The sequence below is a fragment of the Vibrio sp. 10N.261.55.C5 genome, from assembly GCF_041470505.1.
Taxonomy (GTDB): Bacteria; Pseudomonadota; Gammaproteobacteria; order Enterobacterales; family Vibrionaceae; genus Vibrio; species Vibrio crassostreae_C.
In genome coordinates this window covers 110,778-132,268 of the sequence record NZ_JBFRMS010000016.1, presented here as the reverse complement: position 1 = coordinate 132,268, position 21,491 = coordinate 110,778, and the positions used below count along the sequence as shown (strand labels likewise).

18 protein-coding genes and 1 other RNA gene are annotated in these 21,491 nt (G+C 46.1%); 16 read left to right on the top strand and 3 right to left on the bottom strand.

Annotated features, from left to right (window positions below; all coding sequences use genetic code 11):
* Window positions 1-2: 2 nt before the first annotated feature.
* From AB4263_RS08565 to AB4263_RS08555, 3 genes are read right to left on the bottom strand one after another with little or no spacing between them, the layout of a single operon-like run.
* Window positions 3-593, bottom strand: a complete 591-nt coding sequence (locus AB4263_RS08565) for a phosphoheptose isomerase (protein ID WP_004729817.1) — start codon at window positions 591-593, stop codon at window positions 3-5.
* Window positions 594-595: 2 nt separating this feature from the next.
* Window positions 596-994 (bottom strand): YraN family protein, encoded by a 399-nt coding sequence (locus AB4263_RS08560; RefSeq protein WP_017059277.1) that lies wholly within the window; start codon window positions 992-994, stop codon window positions 596-598.
* The gene (locus tag AB4263_RS08555) at window positions 981-2,798 is read right to left on the bottom strand and encodes a penicillin-binding protein activator (protein ID WP_372090014.1); all 1,818 of its coding nucleotides are present in this window, start codon (window positions 2,796-2,798) and stop codon (window positions 981-983) included. The genes AB4263_RS08560 and AB4263_RS08555 overlap by 14 nt, the downstream gene beginning before the upstream one ends.
* A 61-nt stretch (window positions 2,799-2,859) precedes the next feature.
* Here AB4263_RS08555 and rsmI point away from each other — a divergent pair, with 61 nt between their 5' ends.
* The 16 genes from rsmI to lpxC all read left to right on the top strand — a co-directional run bounded on the left by rsmI (window position 2,860) and on the right by lpxC (window position 21,199).
* Complete coding sequence (rsmI, locus tag AB4263_RS08550; protein WP_171732329.1) at window positions 2,860-3,726, top strand: 16S rRNA (cytidine(1402)-2'-O)-methyltransferase; 867 nt, start codon at window positions 2,860-2,862, stop codon at window positions 3,724-3,726.
* Window positions 3,727-3,902: 176 nt separating this feature from the next.
* Window positions 3,903-4,342, top strand: an RNA gene (rnpB, locus tag AB4263_RS08545) — RNase P RNA component class A.
* A gap of 228 nt (window positions 4,343-4,570) precedes the next feature.
* A complete protein-coding gene (rsmH, locus tag AB4263_RS08540; RefSeq protein WP_008223680.1) occupies window positions 4,571-5,521 on the top strand; it encodes a 16S rRNA (cytosine(1402)-N(4))-methyltransferase RsmH in 951 nt (316 codons plus the stop codon).
* Window positions 5,522-5,524: 3 nt separating this feature from the next.
* On the top strand, window positions 5,525-5,842 hold the full coding sequence (gene ftsL, locus AB4263_RS08535) for a cell division protein FtsL (protein ID WP_017062901.1): 318 nt from the start codon (window positions 5,525-5,527) through the stop codon (window positions 5,840-5,842).
* Window positions 5,839-7,596 carry a penicillin-binding transpeptidase domain-containing protein gene (locus AB4263_RS08530; RefSeq protein ID WP_372090016.1) on the top strand — a complete coding sequence of 586 codons (1,758 nt, stop codon included), beginning with the start codon at window positions 5,839-5,841 and terminating at the stop codon, window positions 7,594-7,596. Before ftsL ends, AB4263_RS08530 begins: the two co-directional genes overlap by 4 nt.
* Window positions 7,597-7,614: 18 nt before the next feature.
* A complete protein-coding gene (gene murE / locus AB4263_RS08525; protein ID WP_102332770.1) occupies window positions 7,615-9,099 on the top strand; it encodes a UDP-N-acetylmuramoyl-L-alanyl-D-glutamate--2,6-diaminopimelate ligase in 1,485 nt (494 codons plus the stop codon).
* Complete coding sequence (murF, locus tag AB4263_RS08520; protein ID WP_372083351.1) at window positions 9,099-10,472, top strand: UDP-N-acetylmuramoyl-tripeptide--D-alanyl-D-alanine ligase; 1,374 nt, start codon at window positions 9,099-9,101, stop codon at window positions 10,470-10,472. Before murE ends, murF begins: the two co-directional genes overlap by 1 nt.
* Complete coding sequence (mraY, locus tag AB4263_RS08515; RefSeq protein WP_017059284.1) at window positions 10,469-11,551, top strand: phospho-N-acetylmuramoyl-pentapeptide-transferase; 1,083 nt, start codon at window positions 10,469-10,471, stop codon at window positions 11,549-11,551. Before murF ends, mraY begins: the two co-directional genes overlap by 4 nt.
* Window positions 11,552-11,608: 57 nt before the next feature.
* Window positions 11,609-12,925, top strand: a complete 1,317-nt coding sequence (murD, locus tag AB4263_RS08510; RefSeq protein ID WP_372098068.1) for a UDP-N-acetylmuramoyl-L-alanine--D-glutamate ligase — start codon at window positions 11,609-11,611, stop codon at window positions 12,923-12,925.
* 22 nt (window positions 12,926-12,947) lie between these two features.
* Window positions 12,948-14,144 carry a cell division protein FtsW gene (gene ftsW, locus AB4263_RS08505; RefSeq protein ID WP_065584711.1) on the top strand — a complete coding sequence of 399 codons (1,197 nt, stop codon included), beginning with the start codon at window positions 12,948-12,950 and terminating at the stop codon, window positions 14,142-14,144.
* Window positions 14,145-14,156: 12 nt separating this feature from the next.
* Window positions 14,157-15,218 carry an undecaprenyldiphospho-muramoylpentapeptide beta-N-acetylglucosaminyltransferase gene (gene murG / locus AB4263_RS08500; protein ID WP_017059287.1) on the top strand — a complete coding sequence of 354 codons (1,062 nt, stop codon included), beginning with the start codon at window positions 14,157-14,159 and terminating at the stop codon, window positions 15,216-15,218.
* 13 nt (window positions 15,219-15,231) lie between these two features.
* On the top strand, window positions 15,232-16,692 hold the full coding sequence (gene murC, locus AB4263_RS08495) for a UDP-N-acetylmuramate--L-alanine ligase (RefSeq protein ID WP_017059288.1): 1,461 nt from the start codon (window positions 15,232-15,234) through the stop codon (window positions 16,690-16,692).
* 278 nt (window positions 16,693-16,970) lie between these two features.
* Window positions 16,971-17,663, top strand: a complete 693-nt coding sequence (locus tag AB4263_RS08490; protein WP_017059290.1) for a cell division protein FtsQ/DivIB — start codon at window positions 16,971-16,973, stop codon at window positions 17,661-17,663.
* Window positions 17,656-18,924: a cell division protein FtsA gene (gene ftsA, locus AB4263_RS08485; RefSeq protein ID WP_010434747.1), complete on the top strand. Its 1,269-nt coding sequence runs from the start codon at window positions 17,656-17,658 to the stop codon at window positions 18,922-18,924. Before AB4263_RS08490 ends, ftsA begins: the two co-directional genes overlap by 8 nt.
* A gap of 31 nt (window positions 18,925-18,955) precedes the next feature.
* A complete protein-coding gene (ftsZ, locus tag AB4263_RS08480) occupies window positions 18,956-20,185 on the top strand; it encodes a cell division protein FtsZ (protein WP_017059291.1) in 1,230 nt (409 codons plus the stop codon).
* Window positions 20,186-20,281: 96 nt separating this feature from the next.
* Window positions 20,282-21,199, top strand: coding sequence for a UDP-3-O-acyl-N-acetylglucosamine deacetylase (gene lpxC / locus AB4263_RS08475; RefSeq protein WP_010434751.1), 918 nt, complete (start codon window positions 20,282-20,284; stop codon window positions 21,197-21,199).
* The last annotated feature ends 292 nt before the right edge of the window (window positions 21,200-21,491 follow it).

Sequence of the window (21,491 nt, the reverse complement as noted above, 5' to 3'; positions counted from 1 at the left end):
TATCACTCTTCGTGAGCAGGGAAGAGTACTTGATCGATTAGGTCACATAGGCAGTGTAGTGTCACCATGTGTACTTCATGAATGCGCGCTGTACGGTGTGAAGGGATACGAATCTCTACATCGTGTTCACCAAGCAAACCTGCCATCTCACCACCATCTTTACCGGTAAAGGCGATAATTGTCATGTCGCGAGTTACCGCCGCTTCCATTGCCTTGATGATGTTCTTGCTGTTACCACTAGTCGAGATAGCCAACAGGATATCGCCAGTTTGACCAAACGCACGTACCTGCTTAGAGAAGATCTCTTCATAGTGGTAGTCGTTAGCCACAGCCGTTAGCGTGGTGTTATCTGCTGTGAGTGCCATCGCTGGAAGGCTAGGGCGCTCTGTTTCAAATCGGTTGAGTAGGCACGATACAAATTGCTGAGCATTCGACGCCGAACCACCATTACCACAACAAAGAATTTTGTTTCCGTTAAGCAAGGTCGCAACCATTGCTTGAGCGGCATGCGTGATTGCGTCAGGCAGAGCTTCTGCAGCCGCAATTTGGATTTGAATACTTTCTGTGAAACTTTCTTTAATGCTGTCTAGCATGTTTATCCTTGGGTAATCGCGTTTTGAATCCAGTCGATAGTGTCATTCGGCCCTTCAATGGCAACAATATCAAACCTGAAATCTGTAGAGTGCACCGACAAGCCTTGCTGCATAAGCCAAACATTGGCTGTTTTGAGCAGTTTCTGTGACTTCTTGGCAGTCACCATTTCAGCGGCATGTCCGTAGCGGGTTTGCTTGCGGTATTTTACCTCAGCAAACACAACCGTATTGTTATGGCGCATTATAAGATCAATCTCGCCACATTTTGCTATGAAGTTTTCTTCTATTAACGATAAACCGTGGTTAATCAGATAAGATTTTGCCACGGCCTCGTATTTATCACCCACTTGTTTGTGGGTGATGGTTGGTTTGGATAGGAACTTTCGGCTAAAAAGCCCCATGCTCTGCCCAGCTGATTTCACGTTGAACCACACAGTTGTTATCGATGGTTAGCACACCCGTTTCACCTGGAATGCTGTAACCTTGCACGGCTTTCATCTGTGGCAGTGCATCCATTAGATAGTATGCATCCATTCCTAGTGCTTGCAGACGTTTTTGGCCGTTTGAGTGCGCAGGCCATAGGTCGTTGAGCTCTTTATTAAGCTCGTTTTTATTCTCAACTAATAGTGGGATATCGCTGTAGAACACACCGGTTAGGTCTTCATACTGCTTATCACCGCTGTTGCTGCGTGAGTTTGAGAACAGAGCGGGTTGGCTCGCATCTGGGTTAATTGCAACTTCAATGAAGGGTTTGATTAGTGTTAGCTCTGAGTTCTTAGCCACAATGTAGACAGAATCGATATCACGACGGCTGCGTGGCTCGGTTTCTAGGTCTAGGTTCAGTAATCCGTCCATTTGAGCGATACGCTGTTGGCTCTCTTGCAAGCCGAATACCTGATTCACATTACGTTGCAGTTGGCGTTTGTCAGAGAACAAGCTGATAGCAACATCGTTGCTGCTGTATTTTTTCCACTCTTCTTTAAACGCTTGCTCAACTCGCTCACCTAAACGTCCTCTTGGCGCAAGGATAAGCGGGTACTTGTAGCCTTGAGCAAATAGGTGCTTCGCTGCCTGAGCGACTTCTTGCTCTGGCGATAGAGCGAGATAACAAATGTTAGTATCAGGTTCTAGTTGTGTTGGAATGTTCAGAGCTAATGCTGGAATCGAGTTTTCGTGGTTTTTCTGTGCTTGCTGAAGTTTAGTGATGTTACTCTTGATCAGCGGGCCAACGATGAAATCAACATTGTTCTCTTCCAGTGTCGCTTTAATCTCAGCGGCACTTTGCACGTTGGTATCCATTACCGTCAGCGTTGCATCTTCTTCGCGCTCTTTGTCATTCATCATCGCAAAGATGAAACCGTCACGCACAAGTTGTGCCTGCTTGCTGTACTTACCGGTTAGAGGCAGTAATAGTGCAGTGCTGGTTGGCTTGCTGATCTCTAGCGCTAAGATGTCAGTGATCGCTTGAGGTGTGTATGTCGCTGCTAGGTGCTGAGGGTTCTCTGCTAGCCAATCAAACAGGGTTTCCTGTAGGTTTGGAAGGTTCGAGTTCAGCGTCTTCATATAAATCGCCAGCTGTAACCAACCTGCTAGAACGTCTTCTGTAGGCGACGTTTTAAGCTCTAGAATCTCATATTGAGAGTAGCTATTTAGGTTTTGCCAAATACGGTCAGCAGCTTGTTGTTGGAGCTCGTCATCAGCGTCTAGATACTCTGAATAAAGAACTAACTCACGGCTTGCTTCAAAATACTCGCTTTGCATTTCAGAAATGTTCGCGCGTAGCTCGTGATAATCTTTCCACTGCTCGTTCGGAAGTTTCCACCAAGGCTGGAAGTTCAGTTGGCTATAAGCTTGTTCAGGCTGCGAGTTATTCACCAACAGTTGAGCGCGAGCTAATTGCCATTCCGCTTGTTGCGTTTCGCTCAGCTCTTGTTTTGCTAAGCGTTTGATCAACAGAGTTGCTTGATCGGTTTTTCCAGCTTGCACAGAAGCCTTAAGTGCCATGATTAACCAGTCGTTTTGTAGACTTCCTTTGCTACTATCCGCCTGCATCATGTAACTTTCAGTTGATTGCGCTGGATCTAGTGTAATATCAACGCTCGTTGGTGCTTGAGGACCTGAAGAACAAGCCGCCAATGTAATTGCTAATGCAATTGGAGTTAGTAAGCGTGGTACACTGAGTCTCTTATGGTTCATCGTTGCCATGAGTTCTTTAAATTCCGTATAAATTTGTATCTATATTAATCGTTGAAGTGATGGTAAACAAATGACAGATAACAAAACCTTGCTCACAGAGAGCCCAACTCTCTACATTGTGCCAACCCCAATCGGAAATTTGGGAGATATCACTCAAAGAGCAATTGAAATTTTATCAAGTGTCGATGTTATTGCAGCCGAAGACACACGCCACACGGGTAAGCTGCTTGCTCACTTCAATATATCAACCAGAACGTTCGCTTTACATGATCATAATGAACAAACTAAAGCGCAAGTTCTAGTCGAAAGGTTATTAGAAGGTCAGTCTATCGCATTAGTCTCTGATGCGGGTACACCTTTAATCAGTGACCCAGGTTACCATCTTGTCTCACAATGTCGTCAAGCGGGTGTGAGAGTTGTGCCACTTCCTGGTGCTTGTGCAGTGATTACGGCATTGAGTGCGTCTGGTTTACCGTCTGATCGTTTCAGCTTTGAAGGCTTTTTGCCGCCAAAGAGCAAAGGTCGTAAAGATAAGTTCCTAGAGATCGCGAAAGCAGAGCGCACGTGTATCTTCTACGAATCACCACATCGAATCTCAGATTCTCTACAAGATATGCTTGAGATCTTAGGCCCAGACCGTGAAGTTGTCTTGGCACGTGAGCTGACTAAGACATTCGAAACAATTCAAGGATTGCCACTGGGTGAGTTGATTGAGTGGATTGAAGAAGATTCGAACCGTAAGCGCGGTGAGATGGTGTTACTGATTCATGGTCATCGTGAAGAAGCGAGCACAGAACTGCCAGACGAAGCGACTCGCACACTAGGCATTCTAACCAAAGAGCTGCCTCTTAAAAAAGCGGCGGCGATGACGGCAGAAATCTACAATCTGAAAAAGAACGCGTTATACAAATGGGGCCTAGAGCATCTAGACCACTAGAAACCTCTTTATAGAGTAGCTAACCTGTATTGAAAAGCTTGTGAGGAGTGATGGTATTGCCGTTATTCCTCTTTTTTTGTCTGAATTGTGTAAAATTCACGCAGTTGCTTAGAGGTTTGCACCATATTTGTGATCTCGCTAGACACTGCACCCTAATCTCTATACAATCCGCCCTCGGAGTTGAACGGGTAATCGCTGCTTTGCTGATGTCCTTCGGGAGACTGACGTTGAGGTCCTTCGGGAAACTGACGTTGAAGTCCTTCGGGAGACTGGTAGAGGGGAGGAACGTCCGGGCTCCATAGAGCAGGGTGCCAGATAACGTCTGGGGGGCGCGAGCCCACGACAAGTGCAGCAGAGAGAAGACCGCCGATGGCCTCATTTCTTCGGAAGGGGCACAGGTAAGGCTGAAAGGGTGCGGTAAGAGCGCACCGTGCGACTGGCAACAGTTCGTAGCAAGGTAAACTCCACCCGGAGCAAGATCAAATAGGCCCTCACATTGCGTTGCTCGCGTATGGGGGCGGGTAGATTGCTTGAGCCTGTGAGCGATTGCAGGCCTAGACGAATGGTTACCGCCGCGCAAGCGGAACAGAACCCGGCGTATGTGTCGACTCCACCTATATAAAGAACCCATCATTACTTAACGGTAGTGATGGGTTTTTTGCTTTATATTGACGTAAATTATTTAGATTTCCTTAGAATCCTTCACCCTGATATGAGCTTGGGTCAAAAATTCCCAAAGCCTATACACAATATGGTGGAGATACGGCGTGAAATCAGTACACTAAAACGTTAATAGAACAAATTATTGCCGAACTAATGGCTCAATCCACTCACTGAGAAGACTATGACAGAAGCATTCAAACATATTTCAGTATTGCTTAACGAATCTATTGACGGACTTGCGATCAAACCTGACGGTACCTACATCGATGGTACTTTTGGCCGTGGTGGTCACAGCCGTACAATCCTGTCTAAACTGGGCGAGAATGGACGACTCTTTAGTATTGACCGCGATCCACAAGCGATTGCAGAAGCGCAAAAGATTGATGACCCTCGTTTTACGATTATTCACGGCCCGTTCTCAGGTATGGCTGAATATGCAGAGCGTTATGACTTAGTGGGTAAAGTAGACGGCGTTCTGCTGGATTTAGGTGTTTCTTCTCCGCAACTTGATGACGCTGAACGCGGCTTTAGTTTCATGAAAGATGGCCCGTTGGATATGCGTATGGACCCAACTTCGGGCATCCCTGTATCTCAGTGGTTACTAGAAGCGGATCTTGATGATATCACTTGGGTGATTCGTGAGTTCGGTGAAGACAAGCACGCTCGTCGTATCGCGAAAGGCATCATTGCTTATCAAGAAAACGAAGAGAATGAGCCGCTAACTCGCACTGGTCAGTTAGCTAAGCTTATCTCTGATGTAGCACCAAAAAGCTTCAAAGAGAAAAAGCACCCAGCAACGCGTGCTTTCCAAGCATTCCGTATCTACATTAACAGTGAACTGGAAGAGATCGACACGGCACTAAAAGGCGCAGCAAGCATTCTTGCTCCAGAAGGTCGCCTGTCTGTTATTAGCTTCCACTCACTTGAAGACCGTATGGTGAAGCGTTTTATTCGTAAAGAGAGCCAAGGCCCGCAAGTACCTCACGGCCTTCCTTTAACGGAAGAGCAGATCAAAGCACTAGGCAGTGCTGATCTTAAGCCTGTCGGTAAAGCGATCAAACCATCGAAAGGCGAAGTGGATGAGAACACTCGTTCACGTAGCTCAGTATTACGAATCGCAGAAAAGCTATAGTCAATGAAGACCTCCAAGCCGAACTTAGCCAAGATAATATTTTTTGATTTGATCTCCGTGGGTAAAGTCCCATTGGTGCTGCTTATCTGTATCTTCGCGAGCGCGATGGGGGTCGTTCTCACGACACACATGTCACGTCAGGCAATCACGCAAAAAGACATGGCATTGAGTGAGCGTGAACAGCTTGATAATGAATGGCGAAATTTAATGCTTGAAGAGACGGCTCTGGCTGAACATAGCCGCGTTCAAGCATCGGCAAAACGAGAGCTAGACATGAAACGTCCAGACTCCGACAAAGAAGTTGTGATCACACTGAAATGACCGGAAAAAAGGAAAAAGCCCCCGCGAAAGCCGTTAAGAAACCAACGAAAGAGCGAGTGAAGAGCGAAAAGGACTCGGATCCAATTCTGATTAAATGGCGTTTCAACGTCGTTATTGCTTTTGTGTTGGTTGCCTTTTCTGTACTAGTAGGTCGTGTGGCTTACATCCAAGTCATTGAACCAGATAACTTAATTCGTCAGGGCGACCTTCGTTCTGTACGTGTTAAGGCTATTCCTTCTGCCCGCGGTATTATTTCAGACCGCAATGGCGAACCACTTGCCGTCAGTGTGCCTGTTGAGGCGGTATGGGCTGACCCGAAAACCATCTTCGATAAAAATGGCATGGCCCAAATTGATCGTTGGTATGCGCTAGCTGATGTACTTGGCTTAGATCGACAATCGATGATCAACAAGATCTCTAGCAACAAATCCCGTCGATTTATTTACCTGCAAAGACAAGTTAGCCCAGCAATGGCGAAATACATCCGCGACTTAAAGCTGGTGGGTATTGGTCTTAAAGCAGAATCACGTCGTTATTACCCAGCCGGTGAAGTCAGCGCGCATCTTATTGGTGTGACCGGAATTGATGGACACGGCCTAGAAGGTGTCGAGCGCAGCTACGATAAGTGGCTCACGGGTGAAGCAGGTAAACGTACAATCCGTAAAGACCGTTACGGGCGAGTAGTTGAAAACATTGCACTAGAAGAGCGTGAAGAAGGTAAACCACTCGAGCTAACGATCGATCAACGATTACAAGCGATCGCCTACCGAGCGATTAAACAGGCGGTAGCCGATCACAAGGCGACGTCTGGATCTGCCATCTTATTAGACGTAAAAACGGGTGCGGTTTTGGCCATGGTTAACGCACCGTCTTACAACCCAAACAATCGTGCTGATTTACAAAGCTTTAAGATGCGTAACCGCGTGATCACCGATGCTTTTGAGCCAGGTTCGACGGTTAAGCCGTTTGTTGTTCTTGCCGCTCTCGAAAATGGTACCGCGGATGCTGATACTGTAATTGATACGGGTAACGGCATCATGCAAATCGGTGGTAGCCGTGTACGTGATACTTCCAAAGTTGGTAAGGCAGACTTGGCGTTAATCCTTAAGAAGTCGAGTAACATCGGTGTGGCGAAGTTAGCACTGGATATGCCACTTGAAGCGCTACTGGGCATGTACAGTTCTGTTGGTCTTGGCGAGATGTCTGGGCTGAATCTAGTCGGTGAGACCGCGGGTATTTTCCCGAACCGTCGACGCTGGTCTAAGTTTGAAATCGCTACCTTATCCTTTGGTTATGGTCTAGCGATTACTCCGCTGCAATTGGCTCATGCCTATGCGACGTTAGCGAATCACGGTGTTTACGAACCTATCCATATCGTTAAAAGCAACGACCAAGATTTCTCAAAACAGATCATCAAGCGCGAAAATGCTGAGTTGGTTTTGAACATGCTAGAAGGCGTAACCCAAAAGGGCGGTACAGCGACAAGAGCTGCCGTGCCGGGTTACCGAGTAGCAGCAAAAACAGGTACATCTAGAAAAGCGATTTCCGGTGGTTATGGAGACGAGTACTTCGCCTATACCGCAGGTGTTGCTCCAGTGAGTGACCCAAGAGTCTCTTTGGTTGTGATGATCAATGAACCTCAAGGTGACCTCTACTATGGTGGCTCGGTCGCAGCCCCTGTTTTTTCTGAAATCATGAAGGGCGCACTGCAAATTCTGAATGTCCCTGCTGATGAAAACAAGTTTCAAGAATAGAGCCAATCAGGATTCAATATGAGTAATAGCCTCACGCTGTCATCTTTACTTTCTCCTTGGAGTGACTTTAGTTCACCTGAGCTGGATGCGATTGCCGTTGAACAGTTGGAGTTGGATAGTCGTGCCATCAAAGACGGCGATATTTTTGTTGCTGTAGTTGGGCATGCTGTTGATGGCCGTCGTTTCATTGACAAAGCGGTCTCACAGGGAGCCAATGCCGTTATCGCACAAGCTGATGCTGAAAAGGCCCATGGTCTGATTGAGTGGTTGGATGCTGTTCCGGTTGTTTACATTAAAGACCTTAACTTGGTGTTATCTGAGTTGGCCGGTCGTGTTTACTCGTCTCAGGCGACTAAGCTGATTGGTGTTACCGGCACCAATGGCAAAACCACTATCACCCAATTGATTGCTCAGTGGCTAGATTTAGTCGGCCAACGCTCTGCGGTAATGGGCACCACGGGTAACGGTTTTCTAGACAACCTTAAAACGGCGGCGAATACGACCGGTAGTGCGATTGAAATACAACGTACGCTGAGTGAGTTGGCTGAAGAAAACGCTGTTTATACCGCGATGGAAATCTCGTCTCATGGTTTGGTTCAAGGCCGAGTTAAGGCATTGGATTTTGAGGCTGGTGTATTTACTAACTTGAGCCGTGACCACTTGGATTACCACGGCACGATGCAAGAGTACGCTCTGGCTAAGAAGAGCTTGTTTACTCAGCATAAGTGTAAGCACGCTGTGATTAATGTTGATGATGAAGTCGGTAAAGCTTGGATGGCTGATCTGTCCAATGCAGTAGCTGTGTCATTGCTTCCGTTATCGGGCTACCAGCAGTCAGTATGGGCATCGGATGTTGCTTATGCAGAGACGGGTATCAAACTCGCTTTTGATGGTAGCTGGGGGCAGGGACAACTGTCTGTTCCTTTAATTGGCCAGTTCAACGCATCAAATGTATTGGTTGCTTTCGCGACCCTACTTGTACTAGGCATCGACAAGCAAACCTTGATCGACACAGCACCTCAATTGCAACCTGTTATTGGTCGCATGGAATTGTTCCAAGTACCAAACAAAGCGAAAGTGGTTGTCGACTACGCGCATACACCTGACGCATTAGAGAAAGCATTGGCAGCACTACGTGTACATTGCTCTGGAAAGCTATGGGCAATCTTTGGCTGCGGTGGTGATCGAGATACAGGCAAGCGCCCTATGATGGCGGTTACCGCAGAGCAGTTCGCCGATAACATTATTATTTCAGATGACAACCCTCGCAGTGAAGACCCGGCATTGATTGTTAAAGACATGCTGGCAGGTTTAAGTGAGCCTGAAGTCGCCTTTGTTGAACACGATCGCTTTCAGGCGGTTAAGTTTGCTCTAGAGCAGGCGGGTAATAACGACATTATTCTTCTGGCTGGTAAAGGCCATGAGGATTACCAAGTATTAAAAGACAAAACGATCCACTATTCGGATCGAGAGTCAGCACTACAACTTTTAGGTATTTCATAATGATTGATGTATCACTCGAGCAGATCTGCTCCGTGGTCAGTGGTCAGTTGATAGAGGCTGGCAAATCGAGCAATAGTTTGATCAATGCGGTTTCTACCGATACTCGCACCGTTGAAGAAGGTGCACTGTTTGTTGCTCTCGTAGGTGAACGTTTTGATGCGCATGATTTTTGTGGTCAGGCTGTTGAGGCCAATGCGAGTGCGTTATTAGTTCAACGAAAACTTGACCTAAATATTACTCAAGTTGTTGTTGAAGACACTAAACTTGCTTTAGGTCAGCTAAGTGCTTGGATCCACAAACAATGTAACGTGCCAACCATGGCGATAACAGGAAGCTGTGGCAAAACGACCGTCAAAGAGATGGTCGCGAGTATTCTACAACAACGTGGCAAAGTGCTGTTTACAGCGGGTAACTTCAATAATGATATTGGAGTACCACTAACCTTGCTGCGCAGTGAACCCAATGACGACTATGCCGTGATAGAACTGGGCGCGAACCACATTGGTGAAATTGCCTATACCACGCAGCTTGTGAAACCACAGGTGGCCTTAGTGAATAACGTTGCTGCCGCGCATCTAGAGGGCTTTGGCTCAATTGATGGTGTTAAACAAGCGAAAGGCGAAATTTTTCAGGGGCTTGCTGCTGGTGATACTGCTATTGTTAACCTAGAGAGCAATGGTGGTGACTTCTGGAAAGATGTGCTTGCAGACAAAAACGTACTGACCTTTTCTGAAAGTGATGACACGGCGGATTACTTTTCGACGAATATTCGCATCAACGAGCAGGGTGAAGCTTGCTTTGATATGCAGACCCCGCAAGGCGCTATCGATGTCGAACTTGGCATTATTGGTCAGCACAATGTAGCCAACGCATTAGCCGCAGCAGCACTGAGCATTCAATTCGGTGCCACGCTTGCAGAAATTAAAAGCGGTTTAGCGAATCTTATCTCAGTTAAAGGCCGAGTTGAGGTTCAACAATTAAGTCAGAATATCAAGCTGATAGATGACAGTTACAACGCCAGTGTACCGGCAATGAAGGCTGCAGCTAAATTGTTGTCGAGCTTCAAAGGTCAGCGTTGGTTGATTTTAGGCAATATGGCTGAGTTAGGCGATGAAAGCCTTGCACTTCACCGTCAAGTCGGTGAATATGCTGCCCCATTCGCTTTTGAGCATGTACTCACTTACGGTGATGATACCAAGGTGATTAGTGAAGTGTGTAACGGCACTCACTTTGCAACGCATGAAGCGATGATCGCGCACATAGAGCAGCACTTGAGCTTGCCAGAAAACGCGCCACATACCTTGTTGGTAAAAGGCGCCAATAGTGCAGGAATGAGTAAAATAGCCGCTGCTTTAAAGGAGAACTTTTCATGATAATTTGGCTTGCAGAGCTACTACAGCCACACTTTTCTTTTTTCCGTTTGTTCGAATACTTATCGTTTCGTGCAATCGCGAGCATTTTGACGGCTTTATGTCTGTCGCTGTGGATGGGACCTCGTTTAATTGAGCGTCTGCAAATGCTGCAAATTGGCCAAGTTGTTCGTAATGACGGCCCAGAATCTCACTTCAGTAAGCGTGGTACACCAACCATGGGTGGTGTGATGATCCTTGCTGCGATCATCATTACGGTCTTACTTTGGGCTGACTTATCAAACCCTTACGTTTGGGCCGTACTTGTCGTGCTAGGCGGTTACGGTGCAGTTGGTTTTGTTGATGATTATCGTAAAGTCGTTCGTAAGAACACTGATGGCTTGATTGCGCGTTGGAAGTACTTCTGGCAATCGGCTATTGCATTGGTTGTGGCGTTTGCTCTGTATGCTCATGGGCAAGACACTGCTGCGACACAATTAGTGGTGCCTTTCTTTAAAGATGTGATGCCACAACTTGGTTTACTGTACATTGTTCTAACTTACTTTGTTATTGTGGGTACCAGTAACGCGGTAAACCTAACTGATGGCCTAGATGGCTTGGCGATTATGCCAACGGTTATGGTTGCTGCGGGTTTTGCTGTTATCGCTTGGGCGACAGGTAACGTTAACTTTGCAGCATACCTACACATTCCATACATCCCATACACCTCTGAACTGGTGGTGGTATGTACTGCTATCGTTGGTGCAGGCCTTGGCTTCCTATGGTTTAACACTTACCCAGCACAAGTATTCATGGGCGATGTTGGCTCTCTAGCATTGGGTGGTGCGTTAGGTGTGATTGCGGTACTCGTTCGTCAAGAGTTGGTACTAGTGATCATGGGTGGTGTGTTTGTAATGGAGACTCTGTCAGTGATTCTGCAGGTGGGCTCTTACAAATTGCGTGGTCAGCGTATTTTCCGCATGGCACCGATTCACCACCACTATGAACTTAAAGGTTGGCCAGAGCCGCGTGTTATCGTGCGTTTTTGGATAATCTCAATGGTATTAGTACTGGTTGGCCTAGCGACACTGAAAGTTCGTTAATCCTGTATGAGCCTCTGAATAGGGGCTCTTTAAAACTATTAAGAGCATCTTGTTTAAATGGAACGTTGGCAAAATATTCAAAATGTAGTGGTTGTGGGGCTCGGTATTACCGGGCTCTCTGTCGTTAAACATCTCGTAAAATATCAGCCCCATACTTGCGTAAAGGTAATTGATACGCGAGAGCTACCACCAGGAAAGGAATCTTTGCCTGAGTCGGTTGAGCTGCATTCTGGAAGCTGGAATAGCCAATGGCTAGCTGAGGCTGATCTGGTGGTTGCTAACCCAGGCATTGCTTTAGCGACACCTGAAATTCAAGATGTGCTTCAAGCGGGTACGCCTGTCGTTGGCGACATCGAGCTGTTTGGTTGGGCTGTAGATAAGCCTGTTGTGGCGATTACTGGTTCAAACGGTAAGAGTACCGTGACTGATCTGACTGGTGTGCTTGCTAAGGCTGCTGGGCTTAATGTTGGCGTTGGCGGCAATATTGGCATTCCTGCCCTAGACCTTCTAGAACTTGATGCGGAGTTATATGTCCTTGAACTTTCAAGTTTTCAGTTAGAAACTACATCGAATTTAAAACTTGCCGCTGCGGCATTCTTAAATCTGTCTGAAGATCATATGGATCGCTATCAAGGCATGGCTGATTACCGTGAGGCCAAGTTAAGAATCTTTAATAACGCGCAGTGTGCGACTGTTAATCGTGAAGACAAAGAGACTTACCCTGACCAGACAATGCCATTGTTGACTTTTGGCCTAGATAACCAAGAGTTTGGTGTATCAACGATTGATAGTACTGAGTGGTTGGTCGATCACGGTAAACCTGTCCTTGCTACCCAAGATTTAACATTGGTTGGACGTCACAATGTGGCGAATGCGTTAGTCTCACTTGCACTATTGAAGCAAGTTGGTATCGACTACAGCAAAAGTCTTGATGCTTTGAAGGCCTATAACGGTTTGACGCATCGTTGCCAAGTCGTGGCTGACAAGCGCGAAATCAAATGGGTTAATGACTCCAAAGCAACGAATGTAGCCAGCACATTGGCAGCCCTGTCTGGGTTGGAGTATCAAGGTACGTTATATCTTTTGGTTGGCGGCGTTGGTAAAGGTGCTGACTTTAGTGAGCTTGAACCAGTATTGGCGCAACTTGAGCGTGTTCAGCTGTGTTGTTTCGGTGAAGATGCAGATCAATTCATGCCTCTGCACCCATCGGCACAAAAGTTCGATACCATGCAGCAGATAATCGAATCTATCTCGCCACAGCTGGTGGCTGGAGATATGGTGATGCTGTCTCCGGCGTGCGCAAGCTTCGATCAATTTAATAATTTCATGGCAAGAGGTGATGCGTTCACTGAGCTTGCTCATGAGTATGCTTAACGTGTTGAAGGACTAACATTCAGTGCAAAGAGTCAAAGAGATTAATCAATCCATCTGGCAGTGGCTAAACCGTGCTACTCCCGAGGCGCTTTACGATCGTCAATTGGTGTGGATTGCTCTTGGGCTAATGCTGACAGGTTTGGTGATGGTGACGTCTGCTTCGTTCCCCATCAGTGCTCGTTTAACCGATCAGCCGTTTCACTTTATGTTCCGTCATGCCATCTTCCTTGTATTGGCGTTAGGTGTCTCTAGCGTCATATTGCAAATCCCGATGCAACGCTGGTTTCAATACAGTATGTATCTACTGGGCTTGTCCTTCTTCTTGCTGATTGTGGTATTAGCCGTCGGTAAGTCGGTTAACGGCGCATCGCGTTGGATCCCATTGGGGCTATTTAACTTACAACCCGCTGAAGTCGCCAAGTTATCGCTGTTTATCTTTATGGCGGGCTACTTGGTTCGGAAGCAAGATGAAGTGAGAAAAACCTTCTTCGGTGGTTTTGGTAAACCGATCATGGTATTCGGCGCTTTTGCCGTGCTGCTGCTAGGCCAGCCCGATTTAGGTACTGTGGTCGTAATGCTAGTGACCCTGTTCGGCATGCTATTCATTGCTGGTGCCAAGCTTTCACAGTTTATCGCCTTGATGGTGGCAGGTATTGCCGCGGTCGTCGGTTTGATTGTTATAGAACCTTATCGTGTTCGACGTGTTACCTCATTCTGGGAACCTTGGAACGACCCGTTCGGCAGTGGTTACCAGTTAACTCAGTCATTGATGGCGTTTGGCCGTGGTGATTGGATGGGGCAAGGGCTTGGTAACTCGATTCAAAAACTCGAATACTTACCAGAAGCGCATACCGATTTTGTATTTGCTGTGTTGGCTGAAGAGCTTGGCTTTGTCGGTGTTACCTTAGTATTAATGTTGATCTTCAGCTTGGTGTTAAAAGCCATTCTGATAGGTAAAAAAGCCTTTGAACACGATCAAGTGTTCAGCGGCTATCTGGCTTTTGGTATTGGTATTTGGTTTGCGTTTCAGACGCTTGTTAACGTAGGTGCTGCATCTGGCATCGTTCCGACCAAAGGTCTAACCCTACCGCTAATCAGTTATGGTGGTTCGAGTTTAATTGTTATGTCTGTGGCGGTATCAATGCTGCTGCGCATTGACCACGAATGCCGAATGCAACAAAAAGAACAAGCTGATAGTCAAAACGAATTAGTAGAATAAGAATCTAACGTGATGAAACAAAACAAAAAACTTTTAGTGATGGCTGGTGGTACTGGCGGTCACGTTTTCCCAGGGTTAGCAGTAGCGAAAAAGCTTCAGCAACAAGGTTGGGAAATTCGCTGGTTAGGCACAGCAGACAGAATGGAAGCGGATTTAGTGCCAAAGCATGGCATTGAAATCGACTTCATCAAAGTGAAAGGCCTGCGTGGTCAAGGCATTAGCAAGTTAATTAAAGCGCCGTTCCAGATTATTAATGCCATACTTCAAGCAAGGCAACACATCAAAGCATGGCAGCCTGATGTGGTACTTGGTATGGGTGGCTACGTGAGTGGCCCGGGTGGTATCGCGGCATGGTTGTCTGGCATTCCAGTGGTTCTCCATGAACAAAATGCAGTGGCAGGTTTAACCAACCAATGGCTGTCTAAGATTGCTAAAAAGGTTTTCCAAGCTTTCCCTGGTGCTTTCCCTACCGCAGAAGTGGTGGGTAACCCAGTACGCGAAGATGTGGTTGCCTTAGCTGAACCCGAGCAACGCATGGCTGAGCGTGATGGTGACATCCGCATCTTGGTTATGGGCGGCAGTCAGGGCGCAAAAATCCTAAACGATACCTTGCCAGTAACGATGGCGCAGCTTGGTGAAGGCTTCACTGTGATGCACCAAGCGGGTAAGAACAATCAACAACAAGTTATTGAGCAATACAAATCACATTCTGTTGGTAATGTTCAAGTGACTGAATTTATTGATGATGTGGCGCAAGCTTATGAGTGGGCAGATCTATTAGTGTGTCGCTCAGGTGCATTAACCGTATCAGAAGTGTCTGCGGCAGGTGTCGGTTCTATCTTCGTTCCGTTTATGCACAAAGACAGACAACAAGCGTTGAATGCCGACCATTTAGTTGAATGTGGCGCAGCGTTAATGATTGAACAGCCTCAACTAACGGCTGATAAGCTAGCGAACACTATCACGCAGCTTGATAGAAATGAATTAAAAATGATGGCAACAAAAGCTCGTCAAGCCGCCAAGCTTGATGCTGATGTGACCGTCGCTGAAGCGATTAAAGCTTTAGCAAAATAATGAGATTGAATTGATGACGATTGAACATACCCAAGACTTAGCGCAAATCCGTGCAATGGTGCCAGAGATGCGCCGTGTTAAATCTATCCACTTCATTGGTATTGGTGGTGCCGGAATGAGCGGGATTGCTGAAGTCTTGCTAAATGAAGGCTACCAGATCACGGGTTCTGATATTGCTCAAAACCCAGTGACTGATCGTTTAGTTAGCAAGGGTGCGACCGTTTATATCGGTCACCAAGCGAGTAACGTTGCCGACGCAAGTGTGGTGGTGGTATCAACCGCTATCAACGAAGAAAACCCAGAAATTATTGCAGCTCGTGAAGCGCGCACACCGATCGTTCGTCGTGCAGAAATGCTGGCTGAGCTGATGCGTTTTCGTCACGGTATTGCTGTGGCAGGTACGCACGGTAAAACAACCACGACTGCGCTAGTGACACAGATTTACTCGGAAGCCGGCCTAGATCCAACCTTCGTAAACGGTGGTTTGGTTAAAAGTGCTGGCACTAACGCACGTTTAGGTTCAAGCCGTATTCTTATCGCTGAAGCCGATGAGAGTGATGCTTCATTTTTACATCTGCAACCTATGGTTAGTATCGTAACTAACATTGAAGCGGATCATATGGATACCTACGGCGGCGATTTTGAAACGCTAAAGCAGACGTTTATTGATTTTTTACACAACCTACCATTCTACGGTCAGGCTGTGATGTGTGTTGATGATCCAGTAGTGCGTGAGCTTATTCCTCAGGTAAGTCGCCAGGTGATTACTTACGGTTTCTCTGAAGATGCGGATATTCGTATTGAGAACTACGTACAAGAAGGCCAGCAAGGCAAATTCACAGTGGTACGTGAAGGTAAAGCTAACCTTGATATCACGTTAAACATTCCAGGTCGTCACAATGCATTGAATGCATCCGCGGCGATTGCTGTTGCAACAGAAGATGACATCAGCGATGAAGCGATTCTCAAAGCGATGGCGGGAACGGAAGGCACGGGTCGCCGTTTCGATCACCTAGGTGAGTATGAAACAGGTAAAGGCGTTGCAATGCTGGTCGATGATTACGGTCATCACCCAACCGAAGTTGATGTGACGATTCAAGCTGCTCGTAGTGGCTGGACTGATAAACGTCTTGTTATGATCTTCCAACCGCACCGTTATAGCCGTACTCGCGATCTGTATGATGATTTCGCGAACGTTCTTGAGCAGGTTGATGTCCTAATTCTGTTAGATGTTTATTCTGCAGGTGAGAAACCTATTGCAGGGGCTGACGGACGTTCATTAAGTCGAACTATTCGTGGGCGTGGTAAGATAGACCCAATCTTTGTTGCCGATATCAACGCACTGCCATCGGCTTTAGCCAACGTAATTCAAGGCGGTGACCTTGTTTTAACGCAGGGTGCAGGCGATGTTGGTCGAGTAGCGAAGCAGTTGGAATCGTTACAGTTAGACATTAATAAAATGCAGAACGCGTAACAGAATACTGTCTACAGACTGTGGTCAATCGCTCACTTCTTGCGATTGACCTAAAATTGACCAAAAATCTTATTATCAACGTTTGATAGTTTGATTTTGCTCAGTATAATTCATAGGTTAAAGTAAGTGCTTTTACCTCTATTACGAAGATAGGGAATAGAATTGCGAACCAACGACAGGGAATGCGGGCTTTGGTAGAAAGTACTTTTAGCGAAAACCGCCACCTATTCAGTTTACCGTCGCTCAAGAAACACGCCTTAGGCGGGTCTTTTTTTGTCATGGTATTGCTATTCATTGGGTTTCTTTTCTATACCACACTAACTTGGATGTGGGACGATCAGCGATTGCCTCTCTCCAAAATAGTACTTCAAGGCGACTTAACTTACGTAACCGCTGGTGATGTTCAACATGCCTTTAGCGAGCTAGAGCACATTGGAACCTTCATGTCGCAAGACATCGGTGTGTTGCAAGACAGTTTAGAAGCGTTACCTTGGGTTTCAGTGGTCTCCATTCGTAAGCAGTGGCCAGACACAATAAAAGTATTTTTGACTGAGTACCATGCGGCAGCAATCTGGAACGGTAACATGCTGCTGAATGACGATGGTCAGGTGTTTAATGGTGATATCGGCCTGTTGAAGGGCGATAGAGTTAAGCTTTACGGCCCAGACGGCACCAGCCAAGAAGTGATAGAAAAGTGGCGACAGATAACCCCTTTGATTAACAGTCTAGGGTTAACCGTTACCTCTCTCGTTCTCAATGAGCGTCGCGCTTGGCAAATAATCCTAGATAACGGTATCCGTTTAGAACTAGGTAAAGATTCTTTAGATGAGCGTGTTGAACGCTTCATTTCGCTTTACAACGAACTTGGTAGTAAAGCGAATCAAGTGAGCTACATCGACCTCAGGTATGATACGGGAGCCGCTGTAGGCTGGTTTCCAGAGCAAGAGTTAGAAGAGAGCACAGATGACTAAGACCGCAGATGACAACATAATCGTTGGTCTTGATATAGGCACTGCGACCATATCAGCTCTGGTTGGTGAAATATTGCCTGATGGTCAAATCAATATCATTGGTTCTGGGCAAAGCCCATCCAGAGGTATGGATAAAGGTGGTGTAAACGACCTAGAGTCGGTAGTTAAGTCGGTTCAGCGAGCTATTGATCAAGCAGAGTTGATGGCGGAATGCCAAATCAGCAATGTATTTATCTCGCTATCGGGTAAACATATCGCAAGCCGAATTGAAAAAGGCATGGGCACTATCTCTGATGAAGAGGTGTCTCAAGACGATATGGATCGAGCGATCCATACCGCGAAATCAATTAAAATAGGTGATGAGCAGAGAATTCTGCACGTGATCCCACAAGAATTTACCATTGATTATCAAGAAGGGATTAAGAACCCACTTGGCTTATCTGGTGTTCGAATGGAAGTCAGTGTTCACCTAATTTCTTGCCATAGCGACATGGCGAGAAACATTATTAAAGCTGTTGAACGATGTGGTCTCACAGTAGAACAAATCGTGTTTTCAGGACTTGCCTCAAGCAATGCGGTAATTACTGAAGACGAGAGAGAGCTTGGAGTATGTGTTGTCGATATCGGTGCGGGTACAATGGATATTTCCATTTGGACTGGCGGCGCACTTCGACACACAGAAGTCTTTTCCTACGCAGGAAATGCAGTAACCAGTGATATTGCCTTCGCTTTCGGCACGCCAGTGAGCGATGCTGAAGAGATAAAAGTAAACCATGGTTGCGCTCTGAGTGAACTCGTAAGCAAGGATGACTCTGTTAACGTCCCAAGTGTTGGTGGTCGCCCATCGAGAAGTTTGCAACGACAAACTTTGTCGGAAGTGATTGAACCACGTTACACTGAACTTATGGGTCTCGTTAACCAAACTATTGATACGGTTCAATTACAGCTACGAGATGAAGGTATTAAACACCACCTTGCAGCTGGCGTCGTTCTCACTGGTGGAGCGGCACAAATTGACGGATTGGTAGAGTGTGCGGAACGTGTTTTCCGCAATCAAGTTCGAGTTGGTAAGCCGTTAGAAGTTAGTGGCTTAACTGACTATGTTAAAGAGCCGTATCATTCTACGGCGGTTGGTTTACTTCATTACGCAAGAGATTGTCAGATCAGTGATGAAGGTGATTACAGCGAACCTAAGCGTTCAGCACCTTCTATGTCTGGTTTATTTGGCAAATTGCGTAATTGGATACAAAAAGAGTTTTAACCTGAGTTGCAGGAAAAAACGGAGATAACACATGTTTGAACCGATGATGGAAATGTCTGACGATGCAGTAATTAAAGTCGTTGGAGTTGGTGGCGGTGGCGGTAACGCTGTTGAGCACATGGTACGTGAATCAATCGAAGGCGTAGAATTCATCAGTGTTAACACTGATGCACAAGCACTTCGTAAAACAAGCGTGAGCAGCGTGATCCAAATTGGTGGTGATATCACTAAAGGTTTGGGCGCTGGTGCAAACCCACAAGTAGGCCGTGATGCAGCTCTCGAAGATCGAGAAAGAATTAAAGAAGTTCTAACTGGCGCCGATATGGTATTTATCGCAGCTGGTATGGGCGGTGGTACTGGTACAGGTGCTGCTCCAGTTATTGCTGAAGTTGCGAAAGAGTTGGGTGTGCTAACGGTTGCTGTTGTAACTAAGCCATTTAGCTTTGAAGGCAAAAAACGTTTAGCGTTTGCTGAGCAAGGTATTGAAGAGCTTTCTAAACATGTGGATTCTTTAATTACGATTCCAAATGAGAAGCTACTTAAAGTACTTGGCCGCGGCGTAACTCTGCTAGAAGCTTTCGCAAGTGCCAATGATGTACTTAAAAACGCTGTACAAGGTATCGCTGAGCTAATTACTCGCCCTGGTATGATTAACGTCGATTTCGCGGATGTTCGCACCGTAATGTCTGAGATGGGTCATGCAATGATGGGTAGCGGTATCGCAAAAGGTGAAGACCGTGCTGAAGAAGCTGCTGAAACGGCAATTTCTAGCCCACTACTAGAAGACATCGACCTAGCTGGCGCACGTGGCGTTCTTGTGAACATCACAGCTGGCCTAGATATGCGTCTAGATGAATTCGAAACAGTAGGTAATACAGTTAAGGCATTCGCATCTGATAACGCAACAGTTGTGATTGGTACTTCTCTAGACCCTGATATGACGGATGAAATCCGTGTAACTGTTGTAGCAACAGGTATCGGCACAGAGAAAAAACCAGACATTACATTAGTTGCTGGTGGTAAAGCTAAGGTTGCACCAACTCCTCAACCACAGGTAGCGGCTCAAACTGCACCAAAAGTGGAAGAGAAAGTGGCACAACCATTGCAAGAAAAAACTGAGGTTAAACCTCAAGTTAAGCCGCAGCCAACAACGTCACCTGTTTCTTCAGGTACAGGCGCTAGCCAAAGTGCAGCACCTAAGGCTGAGAAAGAGAGTGGATACTTAGATATTCCAGCATTCTTACGACGTCAGGCTGATTAACAAATACCCAAAATTTGACTATTGTCGAATTAATGGTAAAATTCGCGGTCGGTAAATACTGACCGTGATTTGTAGCACTGATAACGAGGCAAGCAGATGATCAGACAACGTACTCTGAAAGAAATTGTGAAAACAACTGGTGTGGGTCTCCACTCTGGTCGTAAAGTCACACTTACTCTTCGCCCGGCAGCTGCAAATACAGGTATTGTTTATCGTCGTACAGATGTAAATCCACCTGTAGATTTCCCAGCTGATCCAGCGTCAGTTCGTGACACTATGCTATGTACAGCTCTTGTTAATGACGAAGGCGTACGTATCTCTACAGTGGAACACCTTAACGCAGCTTTAGCGGGTATGGGCATCGACAACATTATTGTTGAAGTAGATGCACCTGAGATCCCAATTATGGATGGTAGCGCAAGCCCATTCGTATACTTGCTACAGCAAGCGGGTGTAGAAACACTGAATGCAGCGAAGCGTTTTATTCGTATCAAAAAGCCTATCCGTTTTGAAGATGGCGATAAGTGGGCAGAATTTGTTCCATTTAACGGCTTCCGTATGGACTTTGAGATCGATTTTAACCACCCAGCTATTGAATCTGATGAGCAACGTTTGTTGTTTGATTTCTCTTCACAAGGTTTTGTGAAAGAAATTTCTCGCGCTCGTACTTTCGGCTTCATGCGCGACATTGAGTATCTACAATCTCAAAACCTAGTACTTGGCGGTAGCTTTGATAATGCTATCGTACTGGACGAATACCGAATTCTTAATGAAGAAGGTCTACGTTTTGACAATGAGTTCGTAACTCATAAAGTACTAGACGCGATTGGTGACTTGTACATGTGTGGACACGCTATTATTGGTGAGTTCCGTGCATACAAATCAGGTCACGGCCTAAACAACCAACTACTACGTGCAGTACTTGCTGACGCAGAAGCTTGGGAGTGGGCAACATTCGAAGAAGAAGTAGGCTCTCCTGTTGCATTTGCTGAGCCAGGAATGGTTCTAGCGTAATTGTTGTTTACAGCAATATAAGATTTCGAAAACCAGGTCATTGACCTGGTTTTTTTGTATCTATTTTCCAGATACAGTGTCGTCAACATCCGAAAGTTGTCTCCCAATGAGCTGCAGTCTGGCTAATCCATCAGCAATTAGAAAGAAAAGTTCCAAGCACATCAAACAAATGGGGTTATAAATGGTTGTTGGTGTGAAAATTACTTACACTAAAGGGCATTAATTTTAACTCAAGCCTTGAAAACTCTACTCTCAAGTACAATATCAAAGATACTAGATTTATCTCAGTATC

What these genes read in the sequence shown, in the direction of transcription:
- AB4263_RS08565 (WP_004729817.1), bottom strand. Translation starts at nt 593, where the DNA reads ATGCTAGACAGCATTAAAGAAAGTTTCACAGAAAGTATTCAAATCCAA.
- AB4263_RS08560 (WP_017059277.1), bottom strand. Translation starts at nt 994, where the DNA reads ATGGGGCTTTTTAGCCGAAAGTTCCTATCCAAACCAACCATCACCCAC.
- AB4263_RS08555 (WP_372090014.1), bottom strand. Translation starts at nt 2,798, where the DNA reads ATGGCAACGATGAACCATAAGAGACTCAGTGTACCACGCTTACTAACT.
- rsmI (WP_171732329.1), top strand. Translation starts at nt 2,860, where the DNA reads ATGACAGATAACAAAACCTTGCTCACAGAGAGCCCAACTCTCTACATT.
- rsmH (WP_008223680.1), top strand. Translation starts at nt 4,571, where the DNA reads ATGACAGAAGCATTCAAACATATTTCAGTATTGCTTAACGAATCTATT.
- ftsL (WP_017062901.1), top strand. Translation starts at nt 5,525, where the DNA reads ATGAAGACCTCCAAGCCGAACTTAGCCAAGATAATATTTTTTGATTTG.
- AB4263_RS08530 (WP_372090016.1), top strand. Translation starts at nt 5,839, where the DNA reads ATGACCGGAAAAAAGGAAAAAGCCCCCGCGAAAGCCGTTAAGAAACCA.
- murE (WP_102332770.1), top strand. Translation starts at nt 7,615, where the DNA reads ATGAGTAATAGCCTCACGCTGTCATCTTTACTTTCTCCTTGGAGTGAC.
- murF (WP_372083351.1), top strand. Translation starts at nt 9,099, where the DNA reads ATGATTGATGTATCACTCGAGCAGATCTGCTCCGTGGTCAGTGGTCAG.
- mraY (WP_017059284.1), top strand. Translation starts at nt 10,469, where the DNA reads ATGATAATTTGGCTTGCAGAGCTACTACAGCCACACTTTTCTTTTTTC.
- murD (WP_372098068.1), top strand. Translation starts at nt 11,609, where the DNA reads ATGGAACGTTGGCAAAATATTCAAAATGTAGTGGTTGTGGGGCTCGGT.
- murG (WP_017059287.1), top strand. Translation starts at nt 14,157, where the DNA reads ATGAAACAAAACAAAAAACTTTTAGTGATGGCTGGTGGTACTGGCGGT.
- murC (WP_017059288.1), top strand. Translation starts at nt 15,232, where the DNA reads ATGACGATTGAACATACCCAAGACTTAGCGCAAATCCGTGCAATGGTG.
- AB4263_RS08490 (WP_017059290.1), top strand. Translation starts at nt 16,971, where the DNA reads ATGGTATTGCTATTCATTGGGTTTCTTTTCTATACCACACTAACTTGG.
- ftsA (WP_010434747.1), top strand. Translation starts at nt 17,656, where the DNA reads ATGACTAAGACCGCAGATGACAACATAATCGTTGGTCTTGATATAGGC.
- ftsZ (WP_017059291.1), top strand. Translation starts at nt 18,956, where the DNA reads ATGTTTGAACCGATGATGGAAATGTCTGACGATGCAGTAATTAAAGTC.
- lpxC (WP_010434751.1), top strand. Translation starts at nt 20,282, where the DNA reads ATGATCAGACAACGTACTCTGAAAGAAATTGTGAAAACAACTGGTGTG.